Raw genomic sequence first — 19,015 nt, forward strand, 5'->3', positions numbered from 1 at the left:
ACAATGAATACACATCTCCTTGCTCTTTTGCGTTTGTCAATCTGGCAATCGCAACCAAATGCATCGTTTGTAGCCCGGACCCCGCAGGACATAGGCCGTTCGGGCAGCGCTTTCGACAGGTGGTAATAGCAGGGCAAGAGGGGCAGTATCGGCAGCAGTTTTGAGGTGAGTGCTTTGTCATTAATTTCGAGGTTCAGAAACATCGTGTTGCGTCGATCGTGCAACCGTGTGTGTTCAGCTCCCTCGATGGCGGCCCGGAGGCCATGCCCATGAATCAGGAACGCCCGTCCGACGCTGCTGCTGCCCTTCCGGCCATCTCCCCGGCCGACCGCCACCGGATGCTGGGCGAATGGAACGCGCCAGCTTCGCCCTATGACGTGACCCGAACCGTGCATGGCGTGTTCGCAGCCCGGGCGGCCGCATCGCCGGCCAGTCCTGCCCTCGCCGGCACCGGGATGCACCTGGACTACGCCGAGCTGGAAAACCGCGCGGAGCACATGGCACGCCGGCTGCAGGCCGCGGGTGTCGAGGCCGGCGACGCGGTGGGCGTGATGCTCGAGCGTTCACCCCAGGCCATCGTGGCCCTGCTCGGCATCCTCAAGGCCGGCGCTGCGTATGTTCCGGTGCAACCCAACTTCCCGGTCGACCGCATCGCCTTCATGCTCTGCGACGCCGGCGTCAAGCTGCTGGTCAGCGAACACCCTCATGCCGCGGCCGTACCGGCCGGGCTCGCGACGCTGTGGCTGGACGACGCGGCGCCCGACGCAGCCACGCTGGCGCCGCTGCGCCCGGTGGCCGTCGACGGCGATGCGCTCGCCTACGCGATGTACACCTCGGGCTCGACCGGCGTGCCCAAGGGCATCGAGATCTGCCATCGCTCGATCCTGCGCCTGGTGATCGACGCGCGCTATGTCGATCTTCGGGCCGACGAGCCGATGCTGCATGCGGCACCACTGGGCTTCGACGCGGCCACGCTCGAGATCTGGGGCCCGCTGCTCAACGGCGGCTGCTGCGTGGTGCACGACGAGGAGATGCCGACCGGCGCCGGCCTCGCGCACACCATCGGCACCCATGGCGTCAAGACCGCATGGCTCACGGCCGGGCTGTTCAACGCGGTGGTCGACGACGACCCGGCGCATCTTGCCGGGCTGCGCCAATTGCTGACCGGCGGCGAGGCGCTTTCGGTCGCCCATGTGCGGCGCGCATTGGCGGCCCTGCCTGGGCTCACGCTGATCAACGGCTACGGGCCGACCGAGTGCACCACCTTCGCGGCCACGCATCGCATCCCGCGCGACCTGCCGGCAGACGCGCGCTCGGTACCGATCGGCCGCCCGATCACCGACACCACGCTGCATGTGCTGTCGCCCACGCTCGAACTGCTGGCACCGGGCGCTGTCGGCGAGCTCTGCATCGGCGGGCGCGGCCTGGCACGCGGCTATCTGAAGCGCCCCGACCTCACGGCCGAGCGCTTCGTGCCCGACCCGTTCGGCGCGCCGGGCGAGCGCCTGTACCGCACCGGCGACCAGGCGCGCTGGCTGCCCGACGGCACCATCGAATTCCTCGGCCGCATCGACGGCCAGGTCAAGATCCGCGGTCATCGCATCGAAACCGGCGAGATCGAAACCGCGCTCAACCTCCATCCGGGCGTGCGCGCCAGCGCCGTGGTGGCGCGCGACGACGCGGGTGGACAGGCGCGGCTCGTGGCTTACCTGGTGGCGCGCGACGCGCCGGTGCCGTGGAGCGAGCTGCGCGAATACCTTGCCGCGCGTTTGCCTGAGGTCATGGTGCCGGCCGCCCAGGTCTGGCTCGAACGGCTGCCGGTCACGACCAACGGCAAGCTCGACCGCCGTGCGCTTCCCGAACCCACGCGCGAGCGGCCCGACCTGGCACAACCCTGCGAAGCGGCGCGCAGCGACGCCGAACGCCGCGTCTGCCAGGCGTTTGCCGACGCGCTCGGCATTGCGCAGGTCGGCCGGCGCGACAACTTCTTCGACCTTGGCGGCAACTCGCTGCTGGTGCTCAAGGTGCTGGCACAGCTGCAACGCGGCAGCGACAGGACGCTGTCGGCCAACCTGTTCTTCAGCGACCCGACGCCGCTCGCGATCGCGGCAGAACTGGATGCCACCCCGGTCGCACCCGCGCAGCCCGAAACCCGCACCCCGCGCCAAGAGGCCGAGGAACCCATTGCGGTGATCGGCATGGCCGGCCGTTTCCCCGGCGCGGCCGACGTGGAGCAGTTCTGGGACAACCTCGTCGCGGGCCGCGAGAGCATCAGCTTCTTCGACGACGCAACGCTCGACGCGGGCGTCAGCGCCGCACTGCGCGCCGACCCGGCCTATGTGCGGGCACGTGGCGTGATCGACGGCATCGAACAGTTCGATGCCGCCTTCTTCGGCATCAACCCCAAGGAAGCCGAGCTGATGGATCCACAGCAGCGGATCTTTCTCGAGCTTTGCTGGGAATGCCTGGAGCGCGCCGGCCATGCGCCCGACCAGTGTGCAGAGCCGGTCGGTGTTTACGGCGGCATGTACAACGCCACCTATTTCCAGCGCCATGTGAGCACCCGGCCCGACCTCGTCGAAGCGGTCGGCGAGTTCCAGGTGATGCTGGCGAACGAGAAGGACTACATCACCACGCGGGTGGCGAACCGGCTCAACCTCACCGGCCCGGCCGTGGCCGTGCACACGGCCTGCTCGACCTCGCTGGTGGCGATCGCGCAGGCCTTCTTCGCGCTTCGTACCGGCCAATGCCACATGGCGCTGGCCGGCGGCGCATCGGTGACCTGCCCGCCGCGCAGCGGCTACATCTACCAGGAAGGCTCGATGCTGTCGCCCGACGGCCATACGCGCAGCTTCAGCGCGCAGGCCAAGGGCACCGTGTTCAGCGATGGCGCGGCCGTGGTGCTGCTCAAACGGCTGTCCGATGCGCTGGCCGACGGCGACACCGTCCACGCCGTGCTGCGCGGCGCCGCCATCAACAACGACGGCGGCGCCAAGGCCAGCTTCACTGCGCCCAGCGTCAAGGGCCAGGCGGCCGTGGTGTCGGCCGCACTCGCCTCGGCCGGCGTCGACGCACGCAGCATCTCTTACGTGGAGGCCCACGGCACGGCTACGCCGATGGGCGATCCGGTCGAGGTCGAAGGTCTGCGCCAGGCCTATGCGCGCCACACCGCCGACCGGGGCTTCTGCGCGATCGGCTCGCTCAAGAGCAACGTCGGCCACATGGTCACGGCTGCCGGCGCCGGTGGACTCATCAAGACCGTGCTGGCGCTGCAGGCCGAGACCTTGCCGGCCTCGCTGCACTATGACGCGCCGAACCCCGCCATCGACTTCGGTGCGACGCCGTTCCGCGTGCAGCATCAGCTCGGTGCCTGGCCGCGTGCGGAGCAACCTCGCCGTGCCGGCGTCAGCGCGTTCGGCGTCGGCGGCACCAACGCCCATGTGATCGTCGAAGAGGCGCCGCTGCAGGCGCCTTCCGACCCGTCGCCGTTGCCGCAACTGCTGCAGATCTCGGCCCGCACGCCGGCCGCGCTCGCCAATGCCACGCAGCGCCTGGCCGACCATCTGGCGGCGCACCCGGATGTGTCGCTGCCGGACGTGGCCCATACGCTGCGCGTCGGCCGCAAGGCCTTCAGCCAACGCGCCTGCGTGGTGGCCATGGATGTGCCGCAGGCCATCGCGGCCTTGCGCAGCACCGATTCGCCCTGGCGTGCCGGCGGCATGGTGCCCGCCGCGCTGCCGCAGCCGGTGTTGATGTTCCCGGGCCAGGGCGCGCAATACGCGCGCATGGGCCAGGCGCTTTACGAAGGCGACGGCGTGTTCCGCGCCGCCTTCGACGACTGCCTGCGCGCCTTCGACGGCGTGCTCGATTTCGATATGCGCGAGCGTATTTATTCAGCCGACCCCGCCGCCCTGGCACCGACCTCGGTGACCCAGCCGGCCACGTTCGCGCTCGAATATGCGCTTGCGCGCCAATTGCTCGCGCTCGGCCTGAAGCCGGCTGCGCTGATCGGCCACAGCGTCGGCGAGTTCGCGGCCGCGGTGCTGGCCGGCGTGATGCGGCTGGAGGACGCGGCACGCCTGGTGGCACGCCGCGGCGCGCTGATGCAGGCGCAGCCGGCCGGCGTGATGCTCACGGTGCGGTTGCCGGCCGTGGAGTTGCAGGCGCGGCTGCCGGAAGGCTTGTCGCTCGCCGCCGAGAACGGGCCCACCGCCTGCGTCGCGGCTGGCCCCTTCGATGCTATCGAAGCACTGCGCGTGGCGCTCGAAGCCGACGGCATCCCGGCGCGGCTGCTGCAGACCTCGCACGCCTTCCATTCGGCCATGATGGAGCCGGCCGTGGCGCCTTTCGAGGCGCTGGTGCGCGAAGTGACGCTGTCGGCACCGACGCTTCCGATCTACTCGACCCTGACCGGCCGCCTGCTGAGCGACGCCGAAGCCACCAACCCGCACTACTGGGCCCGCCACCTGCGCGAAACCGTGCGCTTCTCGCCCGCCGTGCGCAGCGTGCTCGCCGAAGTGCCGCAGGCGGTCTTCATCGAGGTGGGCCCGCGCAACACGCTCGCGACGCTGGTGCGCCAGCATGCGAGCAAGGCGCAGCCGGCCCCGGCGGTCGCTTTGCTCAACGACCAGCCGGCCGACGAATGCAGCGCCTGGCGCCTCGCGGCCGGCCGACTCTGGACGCAAGGCGTCGAGATTGACCTACGGAAACTCGACACGCGCGCACGCAAGCTGCGCCTGCGCCTGCCGACCTATCCCTTTGAACGCAAGCGCTTCTGGGTCGACATCGCGACCCCTGCGACGCCTGCAGCCCTCATAGCCGCCCCCCTTCCCATGCCCACCATCGCCCCGGAGCCGACCATGACCGCCGCACTCCCCACACCTGCCGCTGCGCCCGCGCGCCGCGCCGCGCTGACTGCCCGCCTGCGTGAACTCTTCGAGGACATTTCCGGCGTCGAGATGGGCACTGCCGAAGGCGGCGTGCCCTTTGTCGAAATGGGGCTGGACTCGCTCACGCTGACCCAGGCCGCGACCCAGGTGAAGAAGCACTTCAAGGTGAACCTGAGCTTCCGCCAGCTGATGGAGAGCTACCGCACCTTCGACGCCCTGGGCGAATTCCTCGACGTCACCCTGCCGCCCGATGCGGTCGCCGCGGTGGCGGTGGCCCAACCGGCTGTTCCGGCGCAGGCCGTGGCACCCGCACGCATCGCAGTGATGCCTGCGCTGCAGGCCCCGGCCATGTCGACCGAGGGCGGCTCGCTGGTGCAGCAGGTGATTGCGCAGCAGATGCAGCTGATGCAACAGCAACTTGCGCTGCTTTCGGGCGCGCCGGCAGCGGCAGCCACACAGCCAGTGGCAGCGGTGGCGCCGACGCCGACCGAGGTGCCGGCTGCCGCCGCCGAAGTGCAGGCCGCGGCGACTCCCGAAGCCGCCGAGCCGCAGGGCCCGATCAAGTACGACGTCAAGAAGGCCTTCGGCGCGATCGCCCGCATCCACACGCAAAGCAAGGAACCGACCGAACGCCAGCGCGTGCGGCTGGCGGCTTTCATGCGCCGCTACACCGAGCGCACGCAAAAGAGCAAGGCCTTCACCCAGGACAACCGCTCGCACATGGCGGATCCGCGCGTGGTCAACGGCTTCCGTCCGGCCACCAAGGAAATCACCTACCAGGTGGTGGTCGAGCGCTCCAAGGGCTCGCGCCTGTGGGATCTTGACGGCAACGAATACGTCGACGTGCTGAACGGCTTCGGCATGAACCTGTTCGGCTGGCAGCCGGACTTCGTGCAGGACGCGGTGCGCAAGCAGCTCGACCTCGGCTACGAAATCGGCCCGCAGCATCCGCTCGCGGCTGACGTGACCCGGCTGATCTGCGAGCTCACCGGCTTCGACCGCGCGGCGCTTTGCAACACCGGCTCCGAATCGGTGATGGCCGCCATCCGCATCGCGCGCACTGTCACGGGCCGCAACACCGTGGTGCTGTTCACCGGTTCCTACCACGGCACCTTCGACGAGGTGCTGGTGCGCGCCGGCCGCAATGCCAAGGGCATGTCGGCCGCGCCGGGGGTGATGCAGGGCATGTTCGGCGACGTGCGCGTGCTCGACTACGGCTCGCCCGAAGCGCTCGAGTTCATCCGCGCCAATGCCGACGACCTGGCCGCCGTGCTGTGTGAGCCGGTGCAAAGCCGCCGGCCCGACTTCCAGCCGCGCGAGTTCCTGCGCGAAGTGCGCGCCATCACCGAGAAGTCGCAGACCTGCCTGATCTTCGACGAGGTCATCACCGGCTTCCGTTCGCACCTCGGCGGCGCCCAGGCGGTGTACGGCATTCGCGCCGACCTGGCGTGCTACGGCAAGGTCATCGGCGGCGGCTTCCCGGTGGGCGTGGTGGCCGGCAAGCGCGACTTCATGGACGCGCTGGACGGCGGCGCCTGGCAGTACGGCGACAGTTCCGTGCCGACGATCGGCGTGACCTACTTCGCCGGCACCTTCGTACGGCATCCGCTCGCGCTGGCCGCCTGCAAGGCCTCGCTGGAGCATCTGAAGCAGGCCGGTGAAGGCCTGCAGACGCAACTGAACCTGCACACCGCGGCCATGGCCGACGAACTCACGGCGTTCTGCCGCGAGGTCGGAGCGCCGCTCGAGATTCGCTACTTTGCCTCGCTCTGGCGCGTGAGCTGGCTCGAAGACCACCCGCTGCAGGATCTGCTGTTCGCGATGATGCGCAGCCGCGGCGTGCACATCCTCGACAACTTCCCCTGCTTCATGACCACTGCGCACACGCAGCAGGACATCGCCACCATCAAGTCGGCCTTCAAGGAGTCGGTCGCCGAAATGCAGGAAGCCGAATTCCTGCCGCGCCGCGCAGCGGCCGTGCAACGTTTCGATGCTGCCCATCCGCCGGTTCCGAATGCCCGCCTGGGCCGGGACAAGGACGGTCAACCCGCCTGGTTCGTGCCCGATCCGGCCGCCCAGGGCAAGTTCATCAAGATTCAATCATGACGGAAGCAAGCATGGCCCTCGATGCCGAAGACGCAGTCGCGTTCGACCCCTTTGCGTCGGGCCTCATCGAACAGATCGTTCCCAGCACCGAACCGCAGCGCGAGGTCTGGCTCGGCGACCAGTTGAGCGCCGAGGCCTCGCTGGCCTACAACGAGTCGATGGTGCTGCGCCTGCGCGGTGCGCTCGATGCGCAGGCGCTTTCGGTGGCGTTGAACCGGCTCGTGACGCGACATCAGTCGCTGCGCGCCACCTTTTCGGCTGACGGCACCCAGCTCGTGATCGGCGAAGCACAGCCTTTTGCGCTGGCGCAGCACGACCTGAGCCTGGTGGGCGACGCCGCCGAGCGCCAGCGCACGCTGGCCGAAGCCTGCGCCGCTGCGGTGCGGCATCCGTTCGCGCTCGACCAGGGCCCGCTGTTCCGGGCTGCGCTCTACAAGCTGGGAGCCGGCGAACACGAACTCGTGATGACCGCGCACCACGCGATCTGCGACGGCTGGTCCTGGGGCGTGATCGGCGAGGAGCTGCCGCAGCTCTATGCCGAGCAGCTCGGCCAGGGCCCGGCCCTGCCACCGGCGGCACGCTACAGCGACTACGCCGCGTGGGAAGCGGCCGAGGCCGCGGGCCCCGACATGCAAGGCCATGTGGACTACTGGCTCGCGCGCTTCGCCGGCAGCAACCTGCCGGTGCTCGAACTGCCGCTCGACCGGCCCCGGCCCGCGGTGCGCACCTTCACCTCGCGCCGCATCGACCATGTGCTCGACCCCGCGCTCATGAGCGACCTGCGCCGCATCGGCTCGGCCTCCGGCACCAGCCTGTTCGCCACCATGTTCAGCGGCTTCGCGGCCTTGCTGCACCGGCTGACCGAGCAGGACGACCTGGTGATCGGCATCGCCGCCGCGGGCCAGCTCGCAAGCGACATGCCGCAACTGGTCGGCCACTGCGTCAACCTGCTGCCGCTGCGTGTGGCGGTCGATGCGCAGATGCCGTTCGATGCCTTGATGCGCGAATCGGGCAGCACCCTGCTCGACGCCTTCGAACACCAGACCCTGACCTACGGTGCGCTGCTCAAGAAGCTTCCGGTTCGGCGCGACCCGAGCCGGTTGCCACTGGTCAGCGTGTTGTTCAACGTGGATCCCGACGTGGCACGCGGCGCCGGCGGCTTCCCGAACCTCGAGGTCGAACAGCGCAGCATTCCGCGCCATTTCGAGAACTTCGAGCTGTTCTTCAACGTCACGCCGGCCACCGGCGGCATGCAGGTCGAGGTGCAGTACAACGCCGACCTGTTCGACGACGCCACCGTGCGACGCTGGCTCGACGTCTACCAGAGCCTGCTGGCATCGGTGGCGCGTGATCCGGCCCAGCCGGTCGGCCGGCTGCCGCTGCTGTCGCCCGACCAGGCCACCGCGCTGGCCGCGCTGCAGCCGGCGCCCACCCCGCTGGCGGGCGCGCCACTGATGCACGCCGGCTTCAGCGCCCATGCGCTCGCCCGGCCCGACCGCCCCGCATTGCGGGACGGCGCAAAGCGCTGGAGCTACGGCGAAGTCGACCAGGCGTCGAACCGGCTCGCGCGTGCGCTGCGCGCGCGCGGCGTGGGCCGCGGCCACCGGGTCGGCCTGTGCCTCGATCGCGGCAGCGACATGTTCATCGCGCTGCTGGCGGTGCTGAAGTCCGGCGCCGCCTACGTGCCGCTGGATCCGGCCTTTCCGCAGGCGCGGCTCGACTACTACGCGCAGGATGCGCAACTGAGCCTGTTGCTGACGGCATCGTCGGTGGCCGCCGCGCCCAGGAGCTGGTGCGACGATGCGGCGCAGCGCGTGTTCGCGCTCGACACCGAAACGCAGTGGAAGACCGAAAGCACTGACGCCCTGCCGCCCGGCCCGCTCGATGCGCAGGCCGAAGATGCCGCCTATGTGATCTACACCTCGGGCTCGACCGGCCAGCCCAAGGGCGTCGTCGTGCCGCACCGCGCGGTGGCGAACCTCATGGAAACGATGCAGCGCGAGCCGGGCATCGGCGCCGAAGACCGGCTCGCGGCCGTCACCACGCTGTCCTTCGACATGGCCGTGCCGGAAGTGATGCTGCCGCTCGCAGCGGGCGCCGAGATCGTGATCGTGCAACGCGAGACGGCCATGGACGGCAACCGCCTGCGCGCGCTGCTCGAGGCCGAGGCGGTCACGATCCTGCAGGCCACGCCCGGCATGTGGCGCCTCCTGCTCGACGCCCAGTGGTCGGGCCCGCCGGGCTTCCGCGCCTGGATCGGCGCCGAAAGCGTGCCGGCCGACCTGTCGCTCGAATTGCTCGACCGCTGCGCCGAACTCTGGAACCACTACGGCCCGACCGAAACCACGGTGTGGTCATCGGTATGGCGCATGCGGCGCGACGTGATCGCGGCGCGCGGCGTCTCGATCGGCCGGCCGATGGCGAACACCGGCATCTGGATCCTCGACGGCGCCCAGCAGCTGTGCCCGATCGGCGTGCCCGGCGAAATCTGCATCAGCGGCATGGGCGTGACGCTCGGCTACCTGGATCGCCCCGAACTAACGGCCGAGCGCTTCGTCACCGTGCCGATCGCCGGCGCCGATACGCTGATCTACCGCACCGGTGACCGCGGCCGCTGGCGCAACGACGGGCTGCTCGAACACATGGGCCGCTTCGACTTCCAGGTCAAGGTACGCGGCTATCGCATCGAGCTCGGCGAGATCGAGGCCCGCTGCAACGAGGCGACTGGCGTGGCGCGCAGCGTGGTCATCACGCGCGAAGACCAGCCGGGCGATGTGCGCCTGGTGGCCTATCTGGCGCCGACCCCGGGAGTCGCGTTCGACCCGGCGGCGCTCGATCGCCACCTGCGCAGCCGCCTGCCGCAGTACATGCTGCCGCAGCACGTGGTGATGCTCGATGCCATTCCGCAGTTGCCCAACGGCAAGGTCGATCGCAAGTCGCTGCCGGCACCGCAGGCCGTGGCGCGCGACACCAGTGCGCGCCTGCTGCCGCGCAATGCGCGCGAGCAAACCGTGCTCGCCACCATGGAGCAGGTGCTGAGCCTGCCCGGCCTGGGCATTCGCGACGACTTCTTCGCGCTTGGCGGCCATTCGCTGCTGGCCGCACGCCTGACCACGCTGCTGAGCCGCGCCTGCGGCGTCACGATCCCGCTGCGCACGCTGTTCGAAGCACCGACGGCCGAGCAGCTTGCCGTGGCAATCGACGAGCTGGCCAGCGCCGGCGTGGCGGCCGCCACGCCGATCCAGCACCGGCCGGGGCGCACCAGCGCACCGCTCACGCCGATGCAGGAACGGATCCGCTTCATCGAGGAGCTGCACCCCGGACGCTCGGTCTACAACGCCCCGTCGGCGCACCGCCTCGCCGGCCCGCTCGATGCGGCGAAGTTCGAGGCGACGCTGCAGGAGATCGTGCGGCGCCAACCCGCGTTGCGCACGCACATCGGCAAGGATCCGGCCACCGGCGCGCCCGCGCAGCTGATCGCACCCGAAGTCGCCATCACGCTGCCGGTGGTCGACCTGCGCGGCATTCCGGCCGACCAGCGCGAGGCCGAACTCGCCGAGCGCATGCAGACGCTGGCCGACGAGCCGATCGACATCCATCGCGCGCCGCTCTTTCATGCAACGCTTTTCCGGATGGCCGACGACGACCACGCCTTCGTGTTCGTGCCGCATCACCTGGTGTGGGACGGCTGGTCGTTCGACATCCTGCAGAGCGAGTTGGTCACGATCTACGGCGCGCTGGTGCGCGGCGAGCCGCACGGCCTGCCCCCGCTTGCGGTGAACCTGGGCGACTTCTCGGAGTGGTACTGCGACTGGCTGCAGCAGCCCGCCTTCGAGCAGCAGCTGCGCTACTGGAAGACCCGCTTCGCCAATGCCCCGACGCCGCGCGCGCTCAACACCGACATGCCGCGCAAGGCCGGCATGAGTGGCCAGGGCGGCACCCAGTGGATCACCGTCGACCAGACGCTGACCGAGCGCCTGCGTGCCGTGGCGCGCGACCACGGCGTGACGCTCAACATGCTGACCCTTGGCATCTACGTCGCGATGATGGGACGTGTGATCGAAGGCGACTCGATCGTGATTGCGATGCCGGTGCGTGGCCGCGAGGCGCCCGAGCTGGAGCCGGTGATGGGCTTCTTCAACAACGTGCTGCCGCTGGCCTTCCAGGTCGACATGAAGCTGCGCCTGGGCGACTTCATGCGCTATGTGAAACAGGAACTGCTGTCGGTGATGAACCATCAGCAGGTGCCATTCGAGCGGCTGGTGTCGGAGCCCGAGTTTGCCGCGCGCGCCAAGGGCGCGGGCCTGTACCAGGCGCTGTTCTCGTTCCAGGACACGCGCGAGCGGCCGCGCGACTTCGGTAGCCTGCAGCACCGCCAGATGCATCTGCTGCAACGCGGCGCGACCGACGACCTCGGCATCTGGCTGATGGACAAGCCGCACGGCCTGGAGGGTGCGGTGGTCTACAACGCCGACATCTACCGCCGGGAAACCGCCACCGCGTTTCGCGAGCGCTACCTGGAGCTGCTTCGCAGCGTGGCCGACCAGCCCGACGCGGTGCTCGAGGCCCTCACGGCGCCGGGCACCTCGCCCCATGCGGCGCACCTGCAGCGGCTGGCCGAAGGGCCGGCACCGGTGGCTGCGACGCCCACATCGGCCGTCGTCGCGCCACCCGTCGCAGCCTCGGCGCCTGCCACCACGATGAACCCGCTGCTGCTGCCCGAGCAGGCCCAGCTGGCGCAGATCTGGGCCAGTTCGCTGAGCATCGACGTCAACGACATCCGGGCCACCGACAACTTCTTCGACCTCGGTGGCGATTCGCTGCTGGCCATGCGCATCATCCAGCAGGCCGAGCAGGTGCTGGGCTTCCGGGTCGAGCCACGTCGCTACGTGTTCGAAAACCTGGGCCAGCTCGCCGTGGCCGAAGCGGGCATCAAGGTCGATCCGTTGGCCGCGCCCGCCGCCGAAGCCGAACCGGCCAAGCGCGGACTACTCGGCCGGGTGCTGGGCTGGGGCCGCAAGTAACGAGGGAACAGGTCGTCACCATGTCCATCACCGCTCTTCCTTCGGCACTGTCCTGCGTCCTCTGGCGCGTGGATCTCGACGCTGCGCCGGCGCCGGACGCGGTGCGCGGCCTGTCGACCGAGGAAAGCAACCGGGCCCGCCGCTTCGTGTTCGCACGCGATCGCAGCCGCTACCTCGCGGCCCACGTGGCACTGCGCCAGACGCTGGCCGGGCCGGCGCGGCGCCATGCGGCGCAGCTGTGTTTCACGGCCGGCCGCTTCGGCAAACCGGCGCTGGCAGTCGCGACCGGGCTGCATTTCAACCTGAGCCACAGCCAGGGCGTGGGGCTGATCGCACTCAGCGAGCAGGCCGAGATCGGCGTCGACGTCGAACTCGTGCGGCCGATGATCGACGCAGGTGCGCTGGCGGCCGACTACTTCGATGCGGCCGAACGCGATGCGCTCGCTGCCATCGAACCCGGCCCGTCGCGCGACCTCGCCTTCTTTCGCTGCTGGACGCGCAAGGAAGCCTGCCTGAAGGCGGCGGGCGTCGGGCTCGGGCTCGATACCCGCAGCTTTCATGTCGGCCTTGAGCCCGACACCCGCAACGTCACGATGCCGCTGGACGACGGCCCGCTGCAGGTGGCGCTCGTTTCGACCCATGACGGCCAGGGCGCGGTCGCCGCGCTGGCCAAGGTGCTGACGATGCGGCGGGATGCCGAGCCGGAATGCGAGGTTTTCGCATGACGCCCTTGCTGTTCGGCCCCGCCTCGCGCCAGCTTTTCGGCCTGTTTCACCCGGGTGAACGCGAAGGCGGAACGGCGGTGCTCATCTGCCCGCCATTCGGCCAGGAATCGATACGTGCGCATCGGCTGTTCCGTGTGCTGGCCGACCGGCTGGCGCGTGCCGGCGTGGCGGTGTTGCGCTTCGACTATTACGGCTGCGGCGACTCGCCCGGCGACGATGCAGAAGGCGAACTCGAGGGCTGGCGCCGTGATGTTTGCGTGGCGCACGATGAACTCAAGCGCCTGAGCGCTGCGTCGCACGTGGTCTGGCTCGGCGCCCGGCTCGGCGCCAGCATTGCGGTCCTGGCCGCGCGCAGCGGGCGCGCCGACCCGGCCCGTCTGCTGCTGTGGGATCCGGTGTTCGACGGCAACCAGTACCTGGCGCACCTGCGCGAGCGCCATGTCGATGCGCTGGAGCAGTCGTTCGTCGTGCCCGACCCGGCATGGCGCCGTGAACTGGCCCGCAACCCCGAAGCGTTCGGCGCCGAACTGCTGGGCTATGAGGTTTCGCCCACGCTGCTAGGCCAACTGCGCGCGCTCGATGCCAACGCGCTGCCGCTGACCGCGCTCTACGAAACCACCGTGCTCGCCGACGCAGACGACGCCGCGGCCCGGCACTGGGCCGACACGCAACTGGCGCGCCACATGCCGCTGCGCCTGCTGCCGTTCAAGCACCCCATGACATGGACGGCCGATCCGCATCCCAACAATGCGATGGTGCCGGCCGAAGCCTTGCAGCGCCTGTTGGCGGAGATCGGAAACTGATATGAAAGAGACACCGGTTCTGTTCGGCCCCGATCGCTCGCTGGTCGGCGTCGTCAGCACGCCTGACGCAGAGGGCAAGATGGCACCGGTCGCCTGCCTCATGCTGAACATGGGCGCCAACTACCGCGTGGGCCCGCACCGCATCAACGTCAAGCTCGCGCGACAGATGGCGGGCCACGGCATCAGCAGCATCCGCTTCGATCTGGCCGGGCTCGGCGACAGCGGCCAGCCGAGCGGCGCCGGCCACTTCATGAAGCAGGTGGTGCTCGACGTGCAGGCGGCGATGAACCTGGTCGAAACCATGCTCGGCATTCGCCGCTTCATCGTGATCGGCCTGTGCTCGGGCTCCACCAACGGCATGGCCACCGCGATGGTGGATCCGCGCATCGTCGGTATCCTGATGTTCGATGGCTACGCGTTTCCCGGCCGCCGCTCGCAACTGGAGCTGGCCTTGCACCGTGCACTCGCGGTACCGACCAATCCGGCCGTGATCGGCAAGACGATGCGCTGGCTGAAGCGCAAGTTCTCGGCCAAGGCAGCGGCCGCCCGTGCGCCGGCCGACCTGTTCGAGCCCGTGCCGCGCGAGGTGACGGAGGAAGTCTTCCATCGCTCGATGACGCAGCTGGTGGGCCGGGGCGTGGCGCTGTTCTTTCTGTACACCGGCACCACGCACGTGCGCGACCACGGGCGCGACCAGTTGGGCCGCTTTGCTGCGGAGCCCTATGCACAGCATATCGACTACCGCTTCATGGGCGAGATCGACCATGGACTGACCTCGCTGGCCTCGCAGCGCACTTTCATGGGGGTGGTCTGCGAGTGGGCGCTGCGCGTCGCCAAGGGGCGCACGCCGGGGCAGCAGCATGCGGCCGTCAAAGCAGCGCCCGGTGGCCCAGACGCCGGCCTGCAGCTCGACGCACCGGGCGCACTGCCCGACAACGCGCGACAGCCGACGAATCCGCCTGCAACGCCTGACGGGCAGGCGCAAGGCACGACCAGAACAACGGCAGGCTAGCTCGCCGCCGCACCGGTGGCGGGATGGGGTGTGGACGCGGTTTCGCCCGGCAGCGTCTGCAGCGGGCCGGTGCCGCTGTAGCGGTCCAGCGCCAGGTAGATCGCGGGCGTGATGTAGAGCGTGATCACCTGCGAGAAGATCAAGCCGCCGACCACGGCCACGCCGAGCGGCTGGCGCAGTTCGGCGCCGGCGCCGAGCCCCAGCGCGAGCGGCAGCGCACCCATCAGCGCGGCCAGCGTGGTCATGAGAATCGGGCGAAAGCGCAGTCGGCAGGCTTCGCGGATCGCGTCGACCGGCTGCAGGCCTTCGGTGCGCTGCGCATCGAGGGCGAAGTCGATCAGCATGATCGCGTTCTTCTTGACAATGCCGATCAGCAGCAGGATGCCGATGGTCGCGATCAGGGTAAGGTCGAAGCCGAACAGCTTGAGCGACAACAGCGCGCCGACCGCGGCCGACGGCAAGCCCGCCAGGATCGTGAGCGGATGGATGTAGCTTTCATACAGCACGCCCAGCAGCACGTAAATCACCAGCACCGCCAGGATCAGCAGCACGGCCTGGCTGGCCTGCGAACTCTGGAACACCGCCGCGTCGCCACCGTAGCTGGTGATGATCGACTCGGGCATCCGGATCTCCTGCTTGAACTGGTCGATCTTGGCGGTGGCGTTGCCGAGCGGCACATCCGGCGCGAGGTTGAACGACAGTGTGATGGCCTGCAACTGCCCCTGGTGGTTGACCGCCGTCGGTCCGACGGTGCGCCGCACGGTCGAGAACGCCGTCAACGGCACCAGTTGCCCCGCCTTGTTGCGCACCGAGAGGCGCGCCATGTCCTGCTCGAACTGGCGGTCGTTGTCGGATGCCGACAGGATCACCTGGTAGGTGTTACTGGCGCCGTAGATGCTACCGATCTGGCGATCGCCATAGGCGTTGTAGAGCGCGGTGCGCAGGTCGCCGACCTGCACGCCCAGCACGCCGGCCTTGTCGCGATCGATGTCGAGCGTGGCCTGCAGGCCGCGGTTCTGGGAGTCGCTCGTCACATCGCGGAAGTCGTTGTCGGCGCGCATGCGCTCCATCATCTTGTCGGCCCATTCGCTCATGGCGCCGGCGCTCACGCTCTGCAGCGTGTACTGGTAGCGCGCCTTGCTCTGGCGCCCGCCGAGCTGCAGGTTCTGCACCGGCCGCATGTAGACCGCGATGCCCGGAATCTGGCGGAAGCGCTGGCGCAGCGATTCGAGCACCTGCGGCATCTTCGCGCGCTGGCTGCGGGGCTTCAGCACCGCGAACAGCCGGCCCGAATTCTGGGTGGCGGTCGGCCCGCCGACGCCGACGAAGGAACTCACGTAGGCGACGTTCGGGTCGGCCATGATGGCCTCGCCCACCCGGTCCTGCAGCACCTTCATGGCGGTGAACGAGATGTCTTCGGCGGCCTCCGTCGTGATCTGGATCTGGCCGATGTCCTCTTCGGGAAAGAAGCCCTTCGGGATCGCGATGAACAGCCACGCCGTGACAGCGAAGGTCAGGCCGGCCAGGCCCAGCATCAGCAGGCGGTGATGCAGCGTCCAGTCGAGCGAGCGCATGTAGCCGCCGTGCAGGGCGCGGTAGCCGCGCTCGAAAGCGCGCCCGATCGCGGTGCCGGGCTCCGGGTGCCCTTCCTCGTGGTCCAGCGCGCCGGGCGCCCGCTGCACCTGCCTGAGCAGGCGGCTGGCGAGCATGGGCACCAGCGTGAGCGACACCACGGCCGACACCAGCACCGCCAGCGCCACCACCACCGCGAACTCGTGGAACAGCAGGCCGATCACGCCCGGCATGAAGAAGATCGGAATGAACACCGCCACCAGCGAGATCGAGATCGAGACAATGGTGAAACCCACCTCGCGCGCACCGCGCAACGCCGCCGCCATCGGCTCCATGCCCTTCTCGACGTAGCGCATGATGTTCTCGAGCACCACGATCGCGTCGTCCACCACCAGCCCCACGGCCAGCGTGATGCCGAGCAGCGACACGTTGTCCAGGCTGTAGCCGAACGCGTAGAGCAGCGCGACCGCGCCGATCAGCGAGATCGGAATGGTGGCGGCCGGAATGAGCGTGGCCACCAACCGGTGCAGGAACAGGAAGATCACCAGCACCACCAGCAGGATGGTGCCGATCAGCGTGAGCTGCACGTCGTGCACCGCCTCGCGGATCGAGAGCGAGCGGTCGTTGACCATGTTGATCTCGACCGACTGCGGCAGCTCGGCCTTGAAGCGCGGCAGCAACGCCCGCACCGCGTCGACCACCTGCACCGTGTTGGCGTTCGGCTGGCGCTGCACGGCCAGCGTGATCGAGGTGCGGCCGTTGTAGCTGCTGGCGGTCTTGACCGACTCGAAGCTGTCTTCGATGGCCGCCACCTCGTCGAGCCGCACCGGCGCGCCGTTGCGCTGGCCGACGATCACGCGGGCGAAATCGGCCGCCTTCAGCATCTGCTCGTTGGCCTGGATGGTGAGCGTCTGGCGCGGGCCGTCGAGCACGCCGACCGGCGTGTTGGCATTGGCCAGCCGAACCGCGTTGGCCAGCTCGTCGAGCGTGATGTTGCGCGCGTTGAGCAGGTTGGCGTCGGCCTTGATGCGCACCGCGAACGCCTTACGGCCGAACACGGCCACCTGCGCCACGCCGTCAATGGTCGAGAGCGTGGGCGAGATCAGGTTCTCGGCATAGTCGTTGAGTTCGGCCGGGTTCATCGAATCCGACTGCAGCGCGATGAAAAGCACCGGCGCATCGGCCGGATTCACCTTGCGGTACGACGGCAGCTGGGTCAGCTCGACCGGCAGCTGGCGTTGCGCCCGCAGCAGCGCAGCCTGCACGTCGACCGCGGCCGCGTCGATGTCGCGACTGCTGACGAACTCCAGCGTCAGCGAGGTCACGCCCTGCGTGTTGACCGAACTGATGGTCTGCAGACCCGGAATGGTCGAGAACTGCTTTTCGAGCGGCAGCGCGACCGACGAGGCCATGGTGTCCGGACTGGCGCCGGGCAGCTGCGCGTTGACGTTGATGACCGGCGTGTTGTAGCTGGGCAGCGCCGCCACCGGGATGCTGAAGTAGGCAAAGATGCCGATCACCACCACCGCGGCGGACAGCAGCACCGTCATCGCGGGACGGCGGATGCACAGCTCCGAAATGTTCATGCCCGCTCCTGCGCCGGCAGGGCTCCCGACTGCGCGGGCGAGATCGATGCCGGCGAGGTTGCGGGCGCAGCGCCGGGCGGCTGCGCCGGTTTGGCGGGTGCTTCCACGCGCACCTTGCCACCGGGCCGCACGTTCTGTTTGCCTTCGATCACCACCAGCTCGCCGGGCTGGACACCGCCGACCGCGACCTGGGTTCCGAAGGTGTAGAGCGTCTGCACCTTGCGCCGCGCGGCTTTCTGTTCGGCGTCGACCACGTAGATCGACGGGCCCTCGGTCAGCATCATGATCGCCGCGGCCGGCACCACGGTGGCGTCGCGCAGCGTGCGCACGGTGACGCGGGTGTCGACGAACTGGCCGGGCCAGAGTGCCTGGTCTTCGTTGGCGAAAACGGCCTTGGCGCGCACCGTGCCGATCAGCGGGTCGACCGTGTTGTCGACGAAGCTCAGCGCCCCGATCAGCGGCTTGCTGCGACCGGCCACCAGCGCCTGGACCGGCGCCTGCGCGCGCGCGGCCTCCAGAAGATCCTGCAGTTGGCCTTCGGGCACCGGGAAGCTCACCGCGATCGGGTCGAGCTGGGTGATCGTGACCAGCGAAGCGGTCGGCTGCACCAGGCTGCCGGGGTAGATGTTGACCGCGCCGATGCGGCCCGCGATCGGCGCGCGCAACGTGGCATAACCAAGTGCCACCTGCGCCGATTGCACGGCAGCGCGATCGGCCGCCACCGCCGCCTTCTGCGCGTCCAGCTGCGACAGCGTGGAATCGGCCGCGCTCTTGGCGATGAAGTTCTGCGCCACCAGCTCCTGGCTGCGCTTGTACTGGCGATCCAGGTCGGCCAGGGTGGCCTCGTCTTTCTGCTGCTGGGCGCGGGCCTTGGCCAGGTTCGCCTGGTCGGGCCGGTCGTCGAGGGTGAACAGCAGTTGCCCGGCCTTCACGAACTGCCCTTCCTTGATGTGCACCTCGCGCACCGTGTTCGTCACCTGCGGCCGCAGGTCGACGCTGTTGAGCGAGACCACGCTGCCGTTGACCTGCACCGTCACCGGCACGGTCTGCCTGAGGGCCTGTGCAAGGGTCACCAACGCCGGCGCACCGGCGGATGCCGCAGCGTTTGCCGGCGCAGCGGCACGCCCCTTCTGGTTCGACCACCACCAGCTGCCACCGGCAACGGCCACGATCAACACACCCGAGAGGGTCAGGGCGGCATTCTTTTTCATGAAACGGGCTTGCAAAGTGTCGGCTGCATCATCGAAAAGGCCAACTTTTGTTTACGAATGTGACTATTGGAGCAGTGCGCCGGGGAT

Annotated in this window: 7 protein-coding genes; 5 read left to right on the top strand and 2 right to left on the bottom strand. The window is 69.1% G+C overall.

The genetic code is table 11. The annotated features are described in order from the left end of the window. The first annotated feature begins 269 nt into the window (after nt 1–269). Genes QTI05_RS04905 through QTI05_RS04925 form a run of 5 tightly spaced genes read left to right on the top strand, consistent with a single transcriptional unit; the run spans nt 270 to nt 14,559 of the window. Complete coding sequence (locus QTI05_RS04905; RefSeq protein WP_286623144.1) at nt 270–6,995, top strand: polyketide synthase; 6,726 nt, start codon at nt 270–272, stop codon at nt 6,993–6,995. Next, nucleotides 6,992–12,019 carry a non-ribosomal peptide synthetase gene (locus tag QTI05_RS04910; RefSeq protein WP_286623145.1) on the top strand — a complete coding sequence of 1,676 codons (5,028 nt, stop codon included), beginning with the start codon at nt 6,992–6,994 and terminating at the stop codon, nt 12,017–12,019. Before QTI05_RS04905 ends, QTI05_RS04910 begins: the two co-directional genes overlap by 4 nt. 20 nt (nt 12,020–12,039) lie before the next feature. Then, a complete protein-coding gene (locus tag QTI05_RS04915) occupies nt 12,040–12,744 on the top strand; it encodes a 4'-phosphopantetheinyl transferase family protein (protein WP_286541738.1) in 705 nt (234 codons plus the stop codon). Next, the gene (locus QTI05_RS04920) at nt 12,741–13,547 is read left to right on the top strand and encodes an alpha/beta fold hydrolase (protein WP_286623147.1); all 807 of its coding nucleotides are present in this window, start codon (nt 12,741–12,743) and stop codon (nt 13,545–13,547) included. The genes QTI05_RS04915 and QTI05_RS04920 overlap by 4 nt, the downstream gene beginning before the upstream one ends. A 1-nt stretch (nt 13,548) precedes the next feature. After that, nucleotides 13,549–14,559, top strand: a complete 1,011-nt coding sequence (locus tag QTI05_RS04925; RefSeq protein WP_286623148.1) for an alpha/beta hydrolase family protein — start codon at nt 13,549–13,551, stop codon at nt 14,557–14,559. On the opposite strand, the gene QTI05_RS04930 is transcribed toward QTI05_RS04925, so the two are convergent. Both QTI05_RS04930 and QTI05_RS04935 read right to left on the bottom strand, forming a co-directional pair. Further along, the gene (locus QTI05_RS04930; protein WP_286623149.1) at nt 14,556–17,717 is read right to left on the bottom strand and encodes an efflux RND transporter permease subunit; all 3,162 of its coding nucleotides are present in this window, start codon (nt 17,715–17,717) and stop codon (nt 14,556–14,558) included. The genes QTI05_RS04925 and QTI05_RS04930 overlap by 4 nt on opposite strands. Next, nucleotides 17,714–18,928, bottom strand: a complete 1,215-nt coding sequence (locus QTI05_RS04935; protein WP_286623151.1) for an efflux RND transporter periplasmic adaptor subunit — start codon at nt 18,926–18,928, stop codon at nt 17,714–17,716. Before QTI05_RS04935 ends, QTI05_RS04930 begins: the two co-directional genes overlap by 4 nt. Nucleotides 18,929–19,015: the final 87 nt, after the last annotated feature.

It is taken from the genome of Variovorax fucosicus (assembly GCF_030316825.1).
Lineage (GTDB): Bacteria > Pseudomonadota > Gammaproteobacteria > Burkholderiales > Burkholderiaceae_C > Variovorax > Variovorax fucosicus.